The following is a 17,846-nucleotide window of genomic DNA, read 5'->3' on the forward strand; positions in this document are numbered from 1 at the left end:
AATTGAATTTACGGGATTAACTTTAGTGTGATTACATCATGAGAAGCAATTTCAGCCTGAAAATTCTTTTTAGTATTTCCTGTTTCCTTATTCTTCCACAGATCTTTTAGTTTAAAAACCGTTTTATTAAAATCTGCTTCATATCCAAAATCAGCATCTTTAATTGCATTTTTTTTCCAATCGAAATTGATTTTTTTAGCAACATCACTTCTATTTAAAAATGTAACAGCCCAGTTTCCATCTGATAGCGGTTTTACCCAAACTTCCAATCCATCTTCAGAAGAAAACTTAAATCCCTGAACTCCTAATTTATCCTGATTGACTGCTATTAATTCTTTATTAGTTAAAATTGCAAGTGTTTCTTTAGACATTTTTCTGTAATCATTTCCTGAAAACAATGGAGATGCCAACATACACCACATTGCAAAATGAGCTTTATCTTCAGTATCATTCATCTCATTCCCAACTTCCATCATATCAAAATCATTCCAATGATCCGGTCCTGAATATTTGCGGATATCTTTTCGCATTTCGGCAATTTTCATAAATCCCCATGACGACCAGTTTTCAGGATGTTTGAATTCGCAATCAAAACAAGGGTAAATATCTCCGGAAATTCTCCAAAGATTCCCTACCGATTTTCCCCATTCCCAAGGCTGGTTATCTCCCCATTCACAAAGACTAAAAACAATTGGCCTTCCAGCTGTTTTTAAGGCATTGCTCATTGTTGTATAAGCCTCAGGTGCAGTTATTCCTTTCGTGTTACACCAATCGTACTTTAAAAAATCTATACCCAATTTAGCATAAAAACGCGCATCCTGATATTCGTAACCACGCGTTCCCGGATAACCGGCACAAGTTTGCGTTCCTGCACAATTGTACAGTCCGAATTTCAAACCTTTACTATGCACATAATCAATGACAGCTTTCATTCCGCTTGGAAACTTAACCGGATCCGGAACTAAATCCCCATTTGCATCACGCTCTTTAGCCATCCAGCCATCATCTAATACTATATAGTTATAACCTGCTGCGGCCAATCCTGAAGAAACCATAATGTCGGCGGTTTCTTTTACTAACTTTTCATCAATATTAGTAGCAAAAGTATTCCATGAGTTCCAACCCATTGGCGGAGTCATTGCAAGACCTTCAAATTTTCCGGCTTGCTGCTCATGAGTATTTCCTTGACTAAAACAGATCCCGGATATACTTAAAACAAGTAATAAAGCAATTTTTTTCATTCTTTTTCAAATTAAATACTTAAAAAAATGTTCCCTAATCTTTCAATAAGGGAACATTTTCAAACTGACTCAAAACAAATAATATTTTATAAAAACCCTATATCATCATAGTAGATAGTATTTCCTGGCGTAAGTGATATTCCAGAATACTCTTTAATAAACACATTATTAAAAGTAGGTCCTACCTGATCCAGCTTCAAATCTGACATCGGAATTGAAATATTATTCCATTGTCCGGCAACTAACTGAACGGTCGTTCCAAAAGCATCATTCTCATTTCCTTTAGGATGTATACTTACTAATATTTTTGTACTTTCCGTAGCATATACAGATATTTTAACGAATTGATAATCACTTGTGTTCAAAGTTTCTTTAAAACCTATGTAAAATCCTGACCAGGGTCCCGTAATTTTCTTAATAGAATGTGTACCTCTACTAACCTGCTCGGTATTTAGCATATCAAAACTACCACCCCAATCCCATTGGTAACTAATTTTAGATGTATCATCAGCATATAAAAGGTATGTAATCCCTATGCTACTCGGCGCAGACACTCCAAATTCAGTCTCAACCACAATTGATGCGTACGAACCAAAATCAGCTGGAACAGTTGCCTGGATTTCTGTTTTAGATACAACTGTAAACGCAGCCTCTGTAGCTCCAAATTTCACACTTTTAACCTTAACAAAATTTTGACCTTTAATTGTAATAACATCTCCCGGCGAAGCTAATACTTGTGAAAGAGTTGAAATTACCGGAGCCGGAGGAGTTAATTCAATTACATTACTTAAAACTTGAACGAAACCATTTGTTGCGTAATAATCTAACCCCGGCGCTGCTTTATCAGATCCGTTTACCTTTAAAACATTGTTGGTTACATTTATACTCAATAAATACAAATCAGGATTTACGTCATTTGCCATTGTAGCATATTCGCCAGTTGTTAAATAATCAGCTTCGACACCTTCAAGTGTGGCTACTCGTTTTTTAACACCTTTAATAACATGACTCAAAACAAGTTGTTTTAAATCTTCTACCGGAACCAAATTAATATCTGGATATCCCAACTCATTTACATAACCATTTGCAACTAAATAAGCAGCAAAAGTTTCGTCATTAGGAACAAAATAAGTATAATCATCCGGCGTGTCTAATGTTGACTGCAATCCTGTTAATTGTATTGCTTTTACAAACGTAGATAGATTACTATTTGCCTGAAGCAATCCGTATGCCGTGTTATAATTTTGCTGCGCTCCTCCAATATCTTTAATATCATTATCACAAGAAGAAACTGCAACAATCAAAAAGACACATATAGCAATATGTTTTACTTTATTATATATATTTTTCATATTTCTCTTTTAATTTTTAATTATGGATTCTTATAAACAAAGTCAACTTGACCCTTAAGATTTATTTTTTTGAATCCTTCGCAATTATTTTAATACCAATCCAATATCATCAAGTAAGATGGTATTTCCTCCAAAACCTCCAAATTCCTGCCATCCGATTTTACTTAATACAGCTGGATTACCTAAATCGCTAAAAGGAATTTCTATATAAGTCCATGAATCAGATTTAAATTCTACAACCTTGAAATTACTATCTGCATTTCCATTAATAAAAAACTTTACTTTTCCAGCTTTTGCGCCTTTAACAGAAAATCTTACAGCTTTAAATTTATCTGTATCTGTAAAATTCCAGGAAGCAAGAGCAATAAGATAACCATCCCACTCACCTGATTTCCATTCAATACATTTAGATCCCTGGCTAAAATCTTTAGTATAAGCCAAATCGAAAACATTCGTTCCATCCCATTTTTCATCCCAACCCCAGATATTAGTAGGAGCATCATCATAAAGCGCACTGCCAAATGCCTGATTAGCAACAGTTGTTCCTGAAACGTTTGTTATCGATAGGTATTTATATTTAAAATCATCCGGAACTTTTACTTTTATTTCAGTCAAGGATGACTCAATAGGTTCCACTTTGGTAGTTCCAAAATTTACTACAGGACGTAAAAAATATTCTCCTTTAATCGTGATTATATCTCCCGCATTAGGATTGATTGGAAATCCTTTAATACTAGGACTTGGAGGTCTTATAGCCACTTTATACTTCAAAGTACCCACGTTGGTAACTATTTTCATTTCATCCATTTCATTGTAATATGGAGTTTTTTCATCAACTAGTACAACGATAGCATTATCTGTTACAAATGTTGAATTAAAATAGGATTCTAATCCATTAAATGAAATTGATTTTAATGTACTAAAACCAGATCCTCTAATGATATAATAATTTCCAGCGTTAATAATATCTGTAGGAACATCAACTTCTCTATCCCCATCAACCAAAGGATCATCAACAACAGATTTACTAATACCGGTAACTTCAAGCTTTCCAGTAGAAGAACCTCCTGAATCTCCTGAATCATTTGAACAGGAAGTAAACAGTAAAATTGAGATCGAAGCCAAAAGACACAACTTCAATAACATTCTATTTTTTATATTTTTCATAGTGATTTACTTTTAAAAAATTATTTGAAACTGTAAGGAACTGGTGCCTCTTTCAATTTTGGATTTTTTCTAACTTCGATATCTGGCTTTGGATAAGTAAAATCAGCTGGTGTCGGTGTATAATGTATTTCTCCCTGAGAATCAAACCCCCTATCTTGTTGAGAAATTATACTGATTGCTTCCTGACGCGGAAGTCTTCCTAAATCGAACCAAAATTCTCCTTCAAAAGCAAATTCAACTCTACGCTCATGAAATAAAGCTGCTTTTGTTAAAGGAACATTATTTCCTAAAATTCCCAGACCAGCTCTACGTCTCACTTTATTATATGATTCTTTTGCAGCAGGACTTGCAGTTTCATCGGCTCCAGCCATAATAGCCTCAGCATGAATCAATAAAAGATCTGCATAGCGCATAATATAATTGCAATTATTCATCCCTCCCCATGAATCGGCAGGTCCTGTCTCACTAGTAGCCTGACCCACTACGTATTTCTTAACTGCGGCACCGGTATTAGCTAATACATCGCCATATTTATCCTTATCCATTACAAAACCTACCTCTCCTTTAGCTTTTAAATTAGGGTAAGAATCACCGTAAATCATAAAAGATTCTTTTCTTCTTAAATCTCCAATTTCAAAAGCATCCTGAACATCATTACTTGGTACGTAAGTAGCACCATATGAAGCGTTATCATTCAAAATATCCAAACCATATTGAATATTTGAAAAATTTCCTCCGCCATAAGTGTTGATAGCACCAGACCATTGCCAGGAATAAATAGACTCTTCGTTATTATTTTTACTTGTCAAAAACAAATCTGCAAAATTTGGCACCAAACCAAACTCGCCAGAATTAATAACTTTTTCAGCCATTAATTTAGAATCTGCATATTTCTTCTCATACAAATAAATTTTGGCAAGGAATGCTTCGGCAGAACCTTGTGTTACAAAAATATTTTCACCACCAGGAGTTCTGGATCTAATTTTTGATTTTAGATTTGCTGCTGCATATTTTAAATCGTTTTCAATAAACGTATAAACATCTTCAATTCTATTTGTATTAACTAAAGGGTCTTTTGCCAAAGCTAAATTATCTTCAATAATAGGCACCGGCCCATACAAACGAACCAAATAAAAATAAGCTATCGCTCTAAAAAAATGCGCTTCTGCAACAGTATTTTTAATTACAGCTTTACTTACATTTCCAGTAGCATCTTTCTCTATATTATTAATTAAATTATTGGACTGTGCCACAATTGCAAAACAGGCTCTCCAGGGATCTAGCAATATTGGACTATCGGAAGTTAATTTAAACTGAATCAGTTCTGGTCCATCTGCATACGCTAAACAATTCCCTGATGACAATTCAGCTAATGCATAGAAATTTTTAGTATAATAAGGAGCCCACATTGCGCCATACATACCATAAGTTGTTCTCTCTACCTGTTCATCACTATTATAAAACTGGTCACTGCTGTAACTATCTTCAGATGGGCGATCCAAGAAATCTTCGCTGCAAGAAGTAGTTACCAAACCTAGTGTTATGAATAAAACTAAGGTCTTTATATTGATATATTTTTTCATAAGGATAGTAATTAAAATTCTAAATTCATTCCAAAAGTAAAACTGCGATTGGTTGGATAGCGTCCTGAATCAATTCCGACTAATAATGGATCTTGATTGTACGCTCCTATCTCTGGATCATAACCTGTATATTTGGTAAATGTGTAAAGATTTTGAATACCGAAATAAAATCTTAATTTACTAATACTCGCTTTTGAAATTACATCCGAAGGCATGTTATAACCTAAAGTTACTTGTTGAATTCTGAGATATGACCCATCTTCCACATAACGATCAGAGATTGCTATATTTGGATGTCCATCTCCACCATCAGGTCTTGGATACTTTGCATCAACATTTTCCGGTGTCCAAAAATCCGCAGCTTCAGCCAATTGATTTTCATACAAACGTTGGTTTTTAGTGCCGGCACGTCTGGTTAAGTTCATAACCTTATTACCATAAGATCCTTGTAAAAAGACCCCTAAATCAACATTTTTGTATTTAAAAGTGTTATTGAAGCCATAAGTAAATTTCGGCTGAGGATTACCAATATAAGTTAAATCCTTGTCATCAATTAAACCGTCTTTATTTTGGTCTACATACTCAACATCTCCTAATTGACTTTTCACAGCTTTATTTCCTGTATAAGGAATAGGTGCATTTGCTAATTGTTCATTTGTTCTGATAATACCAACGGTCTGGTATCCGTAAAATTGACCAACTGGCTGACCAACCACTGTTTTGGTCACTGCTTTATTAGTATAATCATTAAGCATTACATCTTTTGTCAAATCAAAATTATCCTGCAAGCTTAACAATTCATTTCTATTTGTAGAAAAAATTACTTTAGAATTCCATGTAAAATCTTTCCCAAACTTATTGTTATAATCTAAAGTCATCTCAAAACCTTCATTTCTTAAGCTTCCTAAATTTACATTTGGCGCTCCTAAACCTCCTTGATAAGTATCTGTACCCGTAACATAATAAGGCAATGGCAAAACGAATAAAAATCCTTCTGATTCTTTTCTATATACATCGAATGTAGCCTGAAGTTTTGACTTAAAAAGTGTAAAATCCAAACCAAAGTTTGTTTGCTTAGAAGTTTCCCAGGTTAAACCCGGATTTGCAATATTATTAACTGTAAAGAAATTACCCAGTGCCGATTTTATTGCACGAACTGTACTCATGTAACCTGCACCGCCAACATTTTGATTACCAGTTTCACCATAACCAGCCCTAAATTTAATGTTGTCAATATATTCTTTGGTACCTTCCATGAATTTTTCATTTGAAAGTTTCCAATATCCTGAAAATGAAGGAAAGTAGCCCCATTTTTCGCCTGGCCCAAAATTAGAACTTCCATCTGCTCTCATTGTTGCCTGTAAGCCATATCGATTGTCATAATCGTAATTAAAAGACCCGAAGAAAGAGTACAATCCAGAGCTCCCTTTGTATTCTGAAGCTGTAAGTGTATCAGGATCTCCCAAGCTAATAGAATGAATATCATTGCTTACCAAACCAGAAACTGATTGCGAATTTCCCGTCCAATGGCTATCATTTGCCTCTTGACCGGCTAAGACATTAAAATGATGCGCACCTGCATCAATTTTATAAGTCAAAACATTTTTAATATTAAGACCATACCAATTATTCGATCTCTCTACTAACTGATTTGTTTCTTTAACGGCAGCGCCCCAAGTATAAGTAGGTTCGAAGCCTTCAAAATTATCAATATTTGTAGATCCTCCCACATCAAATCGATACTCAAGCCCCTTTGCTATTCTAAAATTAGCATAAAAATTTCCTATGAAGTTCTTTTTAATCAACTTATTAGTATTCATCAAAGCTGAAGCCACTGGGTTAATCCAAACCCCAATTGACCCATCGGCCGGTGGACCTGCATAATTCCCATTAGTATCTTTTACTGCAACATCCGGAGTAGATAAAATAGAAGTACTAATAATACCATTACTCGCACCATTAATTGTAATATCCTCATTTGTTACACCGGCTCCAATAGAAACACCAACAGTCAACCAATCCTTTATTTTGCTATCTACGTTTGTTTTAAAATTGTATCTTCTAAAACTAGAACCAATAACAATACCTTCCTGATCTACATAACCTCCTGAAATATAATACGTAGTACCTTCTTTTGCCCCTGAAAATGAAATCTGGTGATTACTCATCACCGCCGTTTTATAAATCTCATCCTGCCAATTTGTTCCTTTACCCAAAACAGACGGAACAGCAAATTCATCACGTGGCGTTACACCGTAAACCGCTGCCAAAGCATTTTGCTGCGTGGCGTATTGACTCAAAGTCATGGTATCCAACAAACTCGTAACATTTTGAATAGAGAAATAGGTATCATAAGTAATTTTTCCTGCACCCTTCTTACCTCTTTTTGTAGTAATAATTACAACCCCATTTGACGCTCTGGAACCATAAATTGCAGTCGCAGAAGCATCTTTCAAAATATCCATCGTTTCAATATCATTAGGATTCAAAAATGCAATAGGGCTCGAAGTTACGTTTCCTGTGTTTGCACCCAAATAACCACTAACAATTGAACCTCCTGTATTGGTATTGGCAGCATCTCCTGAAATCGGAATACCGTCTACAATATACAATGGCTCATTAGTTCCGGATATAGAAGTAGTTCCACGTATTTTTACTGACACACTACCACCTGGCTGGCCAGAGTTATTTGTAACTGACACCCCTGCAGCACGTCCTTGTAATAATTGATCTACTGATACTTGTGGAGAATCTGCAATATCCTTGGCTCCAACCGTAGAAATTGCTCCTGTTAAATCTTTTTTCTTGACACTGCGATATCCTACATTTACTAACACTTCACGTAAATCTTCGGCACTAAGTTTCAAAACTACATTGATAGTTCCTCCGTTTTTTACATTAATTGTCTGCGTAATGTATCCAATAAATGAAACAGAGATTGTAGAATTTGCATTTGTTTCAATAGAATATCTCCCATCAAAATCTGTTGAAGCCGTCTTTTTTGTTCCTGTAACCAATATGTTGGCACCAGGAATAGCTAATCCCTTATCATCAGATATTGTTCCCGAAACCTTTACCTGAGCAGTAATAAAATTACTCGTCAGTAACAAGAATAAAATCAAAGGAACCGCTCTGTGTCCAGCATTCCAATGAATAAAGTTAGTCATTAGTTTTTTCATAATAAATGTTTGGTTAGTTTAAATTTGTTAGTTCATAATGAAGTAATAAAAAGGGCGTGATTTATTATCTAAATTATTTAACAAATCTATAACAGAACAAAACATTAAATCGATAGTATTATATCATTTGATGATAATATTTTTACTATACCGCCTTAAAAAAACACATATGAAAATAAAAACTATAAAAAAATGCATTTTTCGCAACAACCATCCCTTAATCCAGTACGAATTATAAATAAAAATTAACAAATCATTAAAAAAGCAAACGATTTCGTTAAAAATAATATTTGTTTGTGCTAAAAAAGTATCACTATAAAATACGCTTTAAACCAGAAAAATCTTCTCTATATTGACTAGGTGTACAGTTTTTAGTAGCTTTAAAACTACGATTGAAGTTCGCAATATTATTAAAACCTGATTTAAAAGCAACTTCAGATACACTCATATCTTTCTCAACCAGCCAACGAGCCGCATATCCAATTCGGATATCATTTATATAATTGACAAAAGTTTTTCCGGTTCGCTTTTTAATAAATCTGTTAAAAGAAATTATCGACATACTGGCAACACCCGCAACGTCTTCTAAAGTAATTTTTTCAGCAAAATGTTTTTGAACATATTCATATACGAGCTTCATTTTATCGTAATCATCAAACGTATCATAATCTACCGTATAAGTTGAGAGCAAACGTTGATTCCTCGAATTAGCAAGATCATATAATAAGGAAGTGATTTCCAAAAAATAATCCATACCATCTAATTTAGAAAGCCTTACAAGCCTTGGCGTTAATTCTTCGGCCACTTTTTTGGAAAATAAAATACCATGAATCGAACGATTAAACATATCGCGAATTGGATTCATAATTCGTCTTGACAATAAAGATTCATGAAATAAATCGTTATGAAACTGAATGGTAATTTCGTGAATTTTTTTACTGGTACATTTATTCAATTCCCATCCGTGATATAAATTCGGTCCAATTAAAACTAGTTCAACACTGTCAATTTCTTCTATATTATCGCCAACAACCCGCTTTACTCCTTTTCCATTTAAAATAAAATTGATTTCGAATTCCGGATGATAATGTACCGGAAAATCAAAACTATCTTTAATCCTGTCGAAAACCAAAAAACTATCTCCAGCAGAAAGCGGAGCAATTTCCCTGTAAAAATTTTTAGTACTACTCATCTTTAAAAATCTATTTATGAAGTATTTTTATCCTTTTTGTTTTGCAATAATATGATATATAATTGATAAAATAATATTAATTACACGATAAACATCGGATTATCTTTGAAAAATAGAATTATCATTTTTCTAAAAAGCACATCAATAATAAACATTAATCATTTTTAATATAATAACTTTTTAAAGTTTTAATAATTTTAGCAGAAAAACAATATTGATTTAAAGATTGAAAAATTAACTGTTTTATAATACTTTTATCAATTGTTATTCATACACTTATTACAATGGAAAACAACTCATTTCGAATGAAAAAAAACATACTACTATTAATAATAACAGTACTTACAGGGACTTCATGTTCTTCCAAAGCCATTATCACTAATACTAATTTATCACTTTCAGATAAAAAAGCGACATCTGAAACTGTTTCTCTTTATAAAAAACTAAATCAATTGGTTCAAAAAGGTTATTTATTTGGACATCAGGATGATCTTGCTTATGGCGTAAACTGGAAATACGAAAACGGCAGAAGCGATATAAAAGATGTCGTTGGAGATTATCCAGCAGTTTATGGTTGGGACTTGGCCGGACTGGAAAAAGACAGCCCTAATAATATAGATGGAATCCCCTTTACAAAAATGAAGCAATATATTGAAGAAGGCCATGAAAGGGGTGGAATTACAACCATTAGCTGGCATTTTGATAATCCCGCAACGGGAAAAAGTGCTTGGGACAATACTCCAAACGCTGTAAAAACAGTTTTACCAGGAGGAGAAAATAATCAAAAATTTACCATTTGGTTGGACAAAGCGGCTAATTATCTATTATCCTTAAAAGATAAAAAAGGAAAAAACATTCCAGTTCTTTTTAGACCTTATCACGAACTTACCGGAGGCTGGTTTTGGTGGGGAAAAGGAAATTGTACTCCGGAAGAATTTAAATCTTTATGGAAATTCACCATTGAATACCTTCAGAAAAAAGGGGTCCATAATCTAATTTATGTCTATAACACTAGTAGTTTCAGCTCAAAAGAAGATTTTTTATCTCATTATCCAGGTGATAATTATGCGGACATGTTAAGTTTTGATTCCTATCAGAATAATGACGATAAAGACGGTACAAAATTCATTAAAGAAGTTCAGGATCAGCTTAAAATCGTAAATGAAATTGGTGCTGATAAACATAAATTAATCGCGATTGCAGAAGCAGGTTACGAAGCAATTCCTGACCCAAAATGGTGGACCGGAACTTTATCAAAAGCCATTGGCGATTACAAAATATCCTATGTTTTATTGTGGAGAAACCATGGCTGGCAGGAAAAAGAACAAAAAATGCATTATTACGCTCCATACACTGGGCAAATAAGCGAAAAAGATTTTGTTGATTTTTATAATCTCGACAAAACTTTATTTGAAAAAGACATTCAGAAAGCACTAAAATAATAACCAAATCTAAATTACAACCTTAAAAAGAACCCAATGCACGACAAAATTAGTTTAAAAGAAAAAGTAGGTTACGGCCTTGGAGATGCCGCATCATCCATGTTCTGGAAAATTTTCAGCATGTACCTCCTCTTTTTCTATACCGACGTTTTCGGAATAGCACCTGCCGTGGTAGGAACCATGTTTTTAATCACCAGAATCTGGGATTCCTGCTTTGATCCAATTGTTGGAATCATTGCCGACAGAACAAAAAGCAAATGGGGAAAATTCAGACCGTACTTATTATGGGTAGCCGTGCCTTTTGCCGTAATTGGGGTTTTAACTTTTTACACACCTGATTTTGATGAAAAGGGAAAAATAATTTATGCTTACGTGACCTATTCTCTAATGATGATGATTTATTCGTTGATCAATGTTCCGTACGCCTCACTTTTAGGTGTAATGTCATCTGACAGAAAAGAAAGAAACACGTTATCTTCTTATCGAATGGTTTTTGCTTTTGGAGGAAGTTTATTAGCACTTTGGTTAATTGAACCGCTTGTAAATTATTTCGGCGGAAGCCTAAATTCTAAATCAGGCTGGTTGGCAACAATTGCCGTTTTTGGAGTGATTACAACCGCTTTTTTCTGGGCTTGTTTTTTATTTACAAAAGAAAGAGTAAAACCAATTTCTGATGAACAATCGAACTTAAAAGAAGATTTAAAAGACTTGTGGAAAAATAAACCATGGTGGATTTTGCTGGGAGCCGGAATTGGCGCTTTAGTTTTTAATTCTATTCGTGACGGTGCTGCCGTTTATTACTTTAAATATTATGTAAGCAGTAGTATCAACTTTGATTTCACGCTTTTTGGAACAGACTTTCACATGACACCCACTTCCATTTATTTAGTTCTGGGTCAGGCTGCCAATATCATCGGAGTAATTATTGCCACACCAATTGCCAATAAAATTGGAAAAAAGAAAACCTTTTTTGGTGCTATGGCTTTAGCTGCAATTTTGAGTTTGGTATTTTATTTCTTCGGAAAAGAAGATATTTTCTTAATCTTAAGTTTTCAGGTTTTAATCAGTGTTTGTGCAGGTTGTATTTTCCCGTTAATCTGGTCCATGTACGCCGACAGTGCCGATTATTCAGAATGGAAACAAGGAAGAAGAGCAACCGGATTAGTTTTCTCCGCATCATCCATGTCACAAAAATTTGGCTGGACCATTGGAGGTGCCGGAGCTGGATGGCTTTTAGGCTATTATGGTTTTCAGGCCAATGTTGAACAAACTGCCGTGGCCCAAAACGGAATACAATTAATGTTAAGCATACTTCCTGCCATCGCAGCATTTATATCAGTCGCTTTTATTTTGTTTTATCCTTTATCTGAAGAAAAATTGCAAACCATAGAACAAGATTTAAACGAAAAAAGAGACCATACCAATTAATTATACAGATATCAGAAATAGATTACTATGACAACAATAGCCACTTCCACTACATTTCAGGATAGAAAAGTAGCAATAGAGAAAGAACATAAAACACTGACGGAGCAAAAAAACACTCCTGAAGAAAATGCTGGAAACGGCATCTACCAACGCTATAAAAACCCAGTAGTTACAGCGGCTCATGTACCACTGAACTGGCGTTTTGACTTAAACGAAAAAACTAATCCGTTTTTGCAGGAACGAATCGGGATGAATGCTGCTTTTAATGCTGGAGCCATGAAATGGAATGGCAAATATTTACTGGCAGTTCGTGTTGAAGGAATTGACAGAAAGTCTTTTTTCGCTATAGCGGAAAGTCCAAACGGAGTCGATAATTTCAAGTTTTGGGAAAAACCATGCGTGATTCCGCAAACGGCAGAACCAGACACCAATGTTTACGATATGCGTTTGATCAATCACGAGGACGGCTGGGTTTACGGTATTTTTTGTACGGAAAGAAAAGATCCAAAAGCACCAAAAGGTGATACTAGTTCGGCTGTAGCCAATGCCGGAATCGTGCGTTCTAAAGATTTAGTGAATTGGGAAAGGCTTCCTGATTTAATTTCGAATACAGGTCAACAGCGAAATGTCGTTTTGCATCCGGAATTTGTAAACGGAAAATACGCTTTATATACACGTCCTCAAGATGGTTTTATTGACGTTGGCGCTGGTGGTGGAATTGGATTAGGATATGTTGAAGACATGACAAATCCTGTTGTAAAAGAAGAAAAAATCATCTTTGGGAAACAATATCACACTATTTACGAATTGAAAAATGGTCTTGGCCCTGCTCCTATCAAAACGGATAAAGGTTGGCTGCATTTGGCGCATGGCGTTCGTAACACGGCTGCAGGACTACGCTATACTCTTTATATGTTTATGACCGATTTGAATGACATTACAAAGGTAACACACGTTCCGGCGGGTCATTTTATGGGACCTGAAGGTATTGAAAGAGTTGGAGACGTATCGAATGTTTTATTTTCTAATGGATGGATTGAAGATGCTGACGGAACAGTTTATGTGTACTACGCTTCATCAGATACAAGGATGCATGTTGCGGTTTCATCTGTAGCAAAACTGGTTGATTATGTAACCAATACACCAGCTGACACTTTTATTTCAGCAGGTTCTGTGAAAACAATTATCAATCAGATTGAGAAAAATAACGCAATATAATTAGACGTGTCAACAAAACTAAAGGAACTTAAATCTGAATTAACTGCCGAACTTGATTCCATTTTAAAATATTGGTCAGAACATACTGTTGACGATCAAAATGCCGGTTTTATTGGTCAGATTGATTTTAATGATCATTTGATTGCTACGGCCGAAAAAGGTTCTGTCTTAAACGCCCGAATTTTATGGTCCTTTTCTGCCAGTTATCAGGTTACTAAAAATGAAGAACATAAAAAATTAGCAACTAGAGCTTTTGAATTTCTCTCAAAATATTTTTATGATTCCGAATTTGGAGGTTTATTTTGGAGTATTAATGCTGATAAAACACCAAAAGATACTAAAAATCAGATTTATGCTTTAGCTTTTGCCATTTATGGACTATCAGAATATTATGTTATTTCTAAAGAGGAAAAGGCCTTAGAAATAGCCATAAATTTATATTTACAAATAGAAAGACACAGTTACGACTCCATAAACGGAGGTTACTTAGAAGCTTTTACACGAGAATGGAAACCTATTGCCGATTTGCGTCTGAGTGAAAAAGATGCGAACGAAAAGAAAACCATGAATACGCATTTGCATATTGTGGAAGCGTATGCAAATTTATTTAAGGTTTGGAAAGACAAAAAGCTACAAAACTCCATTACTGAAATATTAGAGACGATAGAAAAACATTTCATTAATACAGAAACAGGGCATTTACGTTTATTTTTTAACGAAGAATGGATTGAAAAACCAGACGTGATTTCGTATGGTCATGATATTGAAGCAGCCTGGCTATTATTGCAGTGTGCTGAAATTTCTGAAGATGAAAATCTAATTGCCAATTATAAAAAATACGCCATTCAAATGGCGGAAGTCACACAGGAAGGTTTGGATACTGACGGCGGTTTATGGTATGAATTGGAGCCTAAAAATAATGAATTGATAGCTGAAAAACATTGGTGGGTTCAGGCCGAAGCTTTAATTGGTTTTTATAATGCATACCAATTAACAGACGACGAAAAGCATTTGGACATGGTTTTGAAAAACTGGGATTTCATTAAAAAACACATTTTGGATAAAGAAAACGGAGAATGGTTTTGGGGAGTTTATCGCGATTATTCATTAATGGAAAAAGACAAAGCTGGTTTCTGGAAATGTCCATATCACAACAGTCGTGCTTGTCTGGAACTTATTCAGAGAATAAAAGACTAACATTTATTTCAAATTAAGCTTTTAAAACAAATCAAAATGAAAAAAAATCTTCTAAATATTCTTTTTATAAGCTTATCGATTTTGACAATTTCAGGATGTTCTTCGAATGACGAATCAGATTCGGAAGTGGTCGTTGATCCACCAGTTATTGTTGATACTGATCCGTTGACTACCTCAAATGCCGCAACCTATTTAGTTGACGCAACTGCAACAAAAGAAACCGTGGCTTTGTTTTATAATTTAAAAAAACTAGCCAAAAACAAATTTGCTATTGGTCAGCAGGCTGCTTTTAACAGTTTTTACCAAGATGCAGGTGGTGATTCTGATATCAAAAAGAATACGGGTTATGACCCAGCTGTTTTAGGTTCAGACTTTATGTTTATTGCAGATAAACAAAATAATAACCAAGTAGGCAACTGGTTTTATGGAGAGGAAGTAAAAATCATAGCCGATGTGAAACTTGCTTACTCCAAAGGCATGATCAATACGTTTAGCTGGCATTTAAGAGAACCGGGCAAAGAAGAAACTTTTTACACCTCCGAAATGACATCAGAACAAAAAGCAACTGCTTTTAAAAGTATTTTGCCTGATGGATCAAATCATGAATGGTACAAGAAAAAACTAGACAAAATTGCCAGTGTAGTTTCTAATTTAAAAGGTGCAAATGGCGAATTGATTCCGATTATTTTCAGGCCATTCCATGAGTTTGACGGAAGTTGGTTTTGGTGGGGAGCGAGTTTTTGCTCACCTGAAGAATACAAAACAGCTTATCAGTTTACGGTTGATTATTTGAAAAACACAAAAGGCGTTCACAATATTTTGTATGCGTTTTCTCCAGACAACTCTTATACGACAGAAACCAATTATTTAAGCCGCTATCCAGGCGATAAATATGTTGATGTTTTAGGAATGGACAATTACGGCGATTTTGACAATCAAGGGTCAGCCGGAGCAACCAGAGCAAATTCTAAATTAAAAATAATATCTGATTTGGCTAAAACCAAGGTAAAAATTGCCGCTTTGACTGAAACCGGTTATCAGGTTACAAGTACAAAATCACCGATTACAGATTGGTTTTCGACCTATTTATACAGTGCTTTAACATCAAATAATATTGAAGTGAGTTATGTATTATTTTGGAACAATACTAAAGATGGGTATTGGGTACCGAATGGAACAGTTTCAAACGCCGCTGATTTTAAAACATTTAGTTCTAAAACAAAATCGGCTTTGGTGAATTCTTTGCCGAAGATGTATGAATTGCCGAAGTAGTAGACCTAGTTTGTCATTTCGACGAAGGAGAAATCACAGACGAAGCTCGACAAAGATTGGCGATCTTCTTTGCGGAATTCCTAGTGTGATTTCTCCTTCGTCGAAATGACAAGATTGTGGAAATTGAACAAAAAAAAAATTCTTAAAAACCGTAAACCCCTAGCCCCGATGGGAGGGAAAATCCTTTTGTGCCGGGGTTCGGCACAAAAGATTGGAAGGAACAGCGGGAAATAGCTCCTAAAAAATATAATAATGAAAAATACATTTCTTAAAACCCTCGGATTGGCTTTAATTTTTTCCTCAATGGCTTGTCAGGCGCAGGAACGAATTACGGTGAAAGGAACGCAATTTTATAAGGGCGACAAACCCTACGCGTACATTGGAACAAATTATTGGTACGGAAGTTTACTGGCTTCGAAAAAAATAGGTGATCGTAAAAGATTGCTTCGCGAGTTGGATTTAATGCAGAAAAACGGCATTGACAATCTCCGAATTTTAGTAGGTGGCGATGGCGGAAAATATGATTTTACAGTTCGTCCGGCGTTGCAATACGAACAAGGAGAATACGATGAAGATTTGCTTGACGGACTGGATTTTTTGATGAACGAAATGCGAAAACGTAAAATGTACGCCGTTTTGTATTTGACAAACAATTGGGAATGGTCTGGCGGTATGTCGCAATATTTAGAATGGAATGGCAAAGGTCCGATTCCCGTTCCGGGAATTGCGCCTAATACATGGCCACAATACATGGCATATACAGAACAATTTCATAGTTGTGAACCTTGTATGCAGGCTTTAGAAAATCATGTGAAATTTATTATGGGAAGAACGAATGCGTATTCTCATAAAAAATATACAGAAGACAACACGATTATGGCTTGGCAGGTTGGAAATGAACCGAGACTTTTTACAGTTGAAAATGAAGCAAAATTTACGGTTTGGCTGAATAATATTGTGAATTTAATGGACCGTTTAGATAAAAATCATTTGATTTCGACAGGTTCTGAAGGATTGAACAGTTCGAATGATGACATTGGAATTTTTGAGAGAACACATCAAAATCAGAATATTGATTATTTGACCATGCACATTTGGCCGAAAAACTGGAATTGGTTTAAAGCGGATAATGCTGAAAAAACATTACCAACAACTTTAGAAAATGCCGGAAAATATATTGATAAACATGTGGCTGTTGCCAATCATCTAAAACGCCCGATTATTATTGAAGAATTTGGTTTGGGAAGAGAAAACGAAAGTTTATTACCAACAGCATCAGTTGCAAACAGAGATGTTTTCTACAATTATATTTTTGGAAGAGTTGCTGAAAGCGTTAAAAACAATGGACCGTTGCAAGGCGCCAATTTCTGGGGATTTGGCGGTGAAGGAAAAGCGATAAATGACAGCGGAAAATGGAGTCCGGGTGATCCTTTGACAACAGATCCTCCTCAGGAACCGCAAGGATTGAATTCGGTTTTTTCTTCAGATAAATCGACTTTGGAGATTGTGAAGAAATACAATATGGAATTGAAAAAATAAGTCCTTTTTTACCGTAGAGGCGCACAGCAGTGCGTC

Annotated in this window: 12 protein-coding genes; 6 read left to right on the forward strand and 6 right to left on the reverse strand. The window is 35.0% G+C overall.

All coding sequences use genetic code 11. The features are described 5' to 3' along the window. Window positions 1–8 precede the first annotated feature (8 nt). From AC3ITQ_RS22010 to AC3ITQ_RS22035, 6 genes are all read right to left on the reverse strand, one after another. The gene (locus AC3ITQ_RS22010; RefSeq protein WP_489236206.1) at window positions 9–1,241 is read right to left on the reverse strand and encodes a glycoside hydrolase family 27 protein; all 1,233 of its coding nucleotides are present in this window, start codon (window positions 1,239–1,241) and stop codon (window positions 9–11) included. An 86-nt stretch (window positions 1,242–1,327) separates the two neighbouring features. Next, window positions 1,328–2,593 carry a fasciclin domain-containing protein gene (locus AC3ITQ_RS22015; protein ID WP_489236207.1) on the reverse strand — a complete coding sequence of 422 codons (1,266 nt, stop codon included), beginning with the start codon at window positions 2,591–2,593 and terminating at the stop codon, window positions 1,328–1,330. Window positions 2,594–2,677: 84 nt separating this feature from the next. Further along, window positions 2,678–3,760, reverse strand: coding sequence for an IPT/TIG domain-containing protein (locus tag AC3ITQ_RS22020; protein WP_489236208.1), 1,083 nt, complete (start codon window positions 3,758–3,760; stop codon window positions 2,678–2,680). A 20-nt stretch (window positions 3,761–3,780) separates the two neighbouring features. Beyond that, entirely contained in the window at window positions 3,781–5,343 is a 1,563-nt protein-coding gene (locus tag AC3ITQ_RS22025; protein WP_489236209.1) for a RagB/SusD family nutrient uptake outer membrane protein, read from the reverse strand. Between the two features lie 11 nt (window positions 5,344–5,354). Continuing rightward, the gene (locus tag AC3ITQ_RS22030) at window positions 5,355–8,522 is read right to left on the reverse strand and encodes a SusC/RagA family TonB-linked outer membrane protein (protein WP_489236210.1); all 3,168 of its coding nucleotides are present in this window, start codon (window positions 8,520–8,522) and stop codon (window positions 5,355–5,357) included. A gap of 313 nt (window positions 8,523–8,835) precedes the next feature. Beyond that, window positions 8,836–9,714, reverse strand: a complete 879-nt coding sequence (locus tag AC3ITQ_RS22035; RefSeq protein ID WP_489236211.1) for an AraC family transcriptional regulator — start codon at window positions 9,712–9,714, stop codon at window positions 8,836–8,838. Between the two features lie 305 nt (window positions 9,715–10,019). Here AC3ITQ_RS22035 and AC3ITQ_RS22040 point away from each other — a divergent pair, with 305 nt between their 5' ends. The 6 genes from AC3ITQ_RS22040 to AC3ITQ_RS22065 all read left to right on the forward strand — a co-directional run bounded on the left by AC3ITQ_RS22040 (window position 10,020) and on the right by AC3ITQ_RS22065 (window position 17,810). Then, window positions 10,020–11,156, forward strand: coding sequence for a glycoside hydrolase family 26 protein (locus AC3ITQ_RS22040; RefSeq protein ID WP_489236212.1), 1,137 nt, complete (start codon window positions 10,020–10,022; stop codon window positions 11,154–11,156). 36 nt (window positions 11,157–11,192) lie between these two features. Continuing rightward, complete coding sequence (locus AC3ITQ_RS22045; protein WP_489236213.1) at window positions 11,193–12,584, forward strand: MFS transporter; 1,392 nt, start codon at window positions 11,193–11,195, stop codon at window positions 12,582–12,584. Window positions 12,585–12,611: 27 nt separating this feature from the next. Further along, entirely contained in the window at window positions 12,612–13,802 is a 1,191-nt protein-coding gene (locus tag AC3ITQ_RS22050; protein WP_489236214.1) for a glycoside hydrolase family 130 protein, read from the forward strand. Between the two features lie 6 nt (window positions 13,803–13,808). Further along, on the forward strand, window positions 13,809–14,999 hold the full coding sequence (locus AC3ITQ_RS22055; RefSeq protein ID WP_489236215.1) for an AGE family epimerase/isomerase: 1,191 nt from the start codon (window positions 13,809–13,811) through the stop codon (window positions 14,997–14,999). Between the two features lie 36 nt (window positions 15,000–15,035). Next, on the forward strand, window positions 15,036–16,271 hold the full coding sequence (locus AC3ITQ_RS22060; protein ID WP_489236216.1) for a glycoside hydrolase family 26 protein: 1,236 nt from the start codon (window positions 15,036–15,038) through the stop codon (window positions 16,269–16,271). A 252-nt stretch (window positions 16,272–16,523) separates the two neighbouring features. After that, window positions 16,524–17,810, forward strand: a complete 1,287-nt coding sequence (locus AC3ITQ_RS22065) for a glycoside hydrolase 5 family protein (protein WP_489236217.1) — start codon at window positions 16,524–16,526, stop codon at window positions 17,808–17,810. Window positions 17,811–17,846 lie beyond the last annotated feature (36 nt).

The organism is Flavobacterium sp. KH_001, assembly GCF_057840745.1.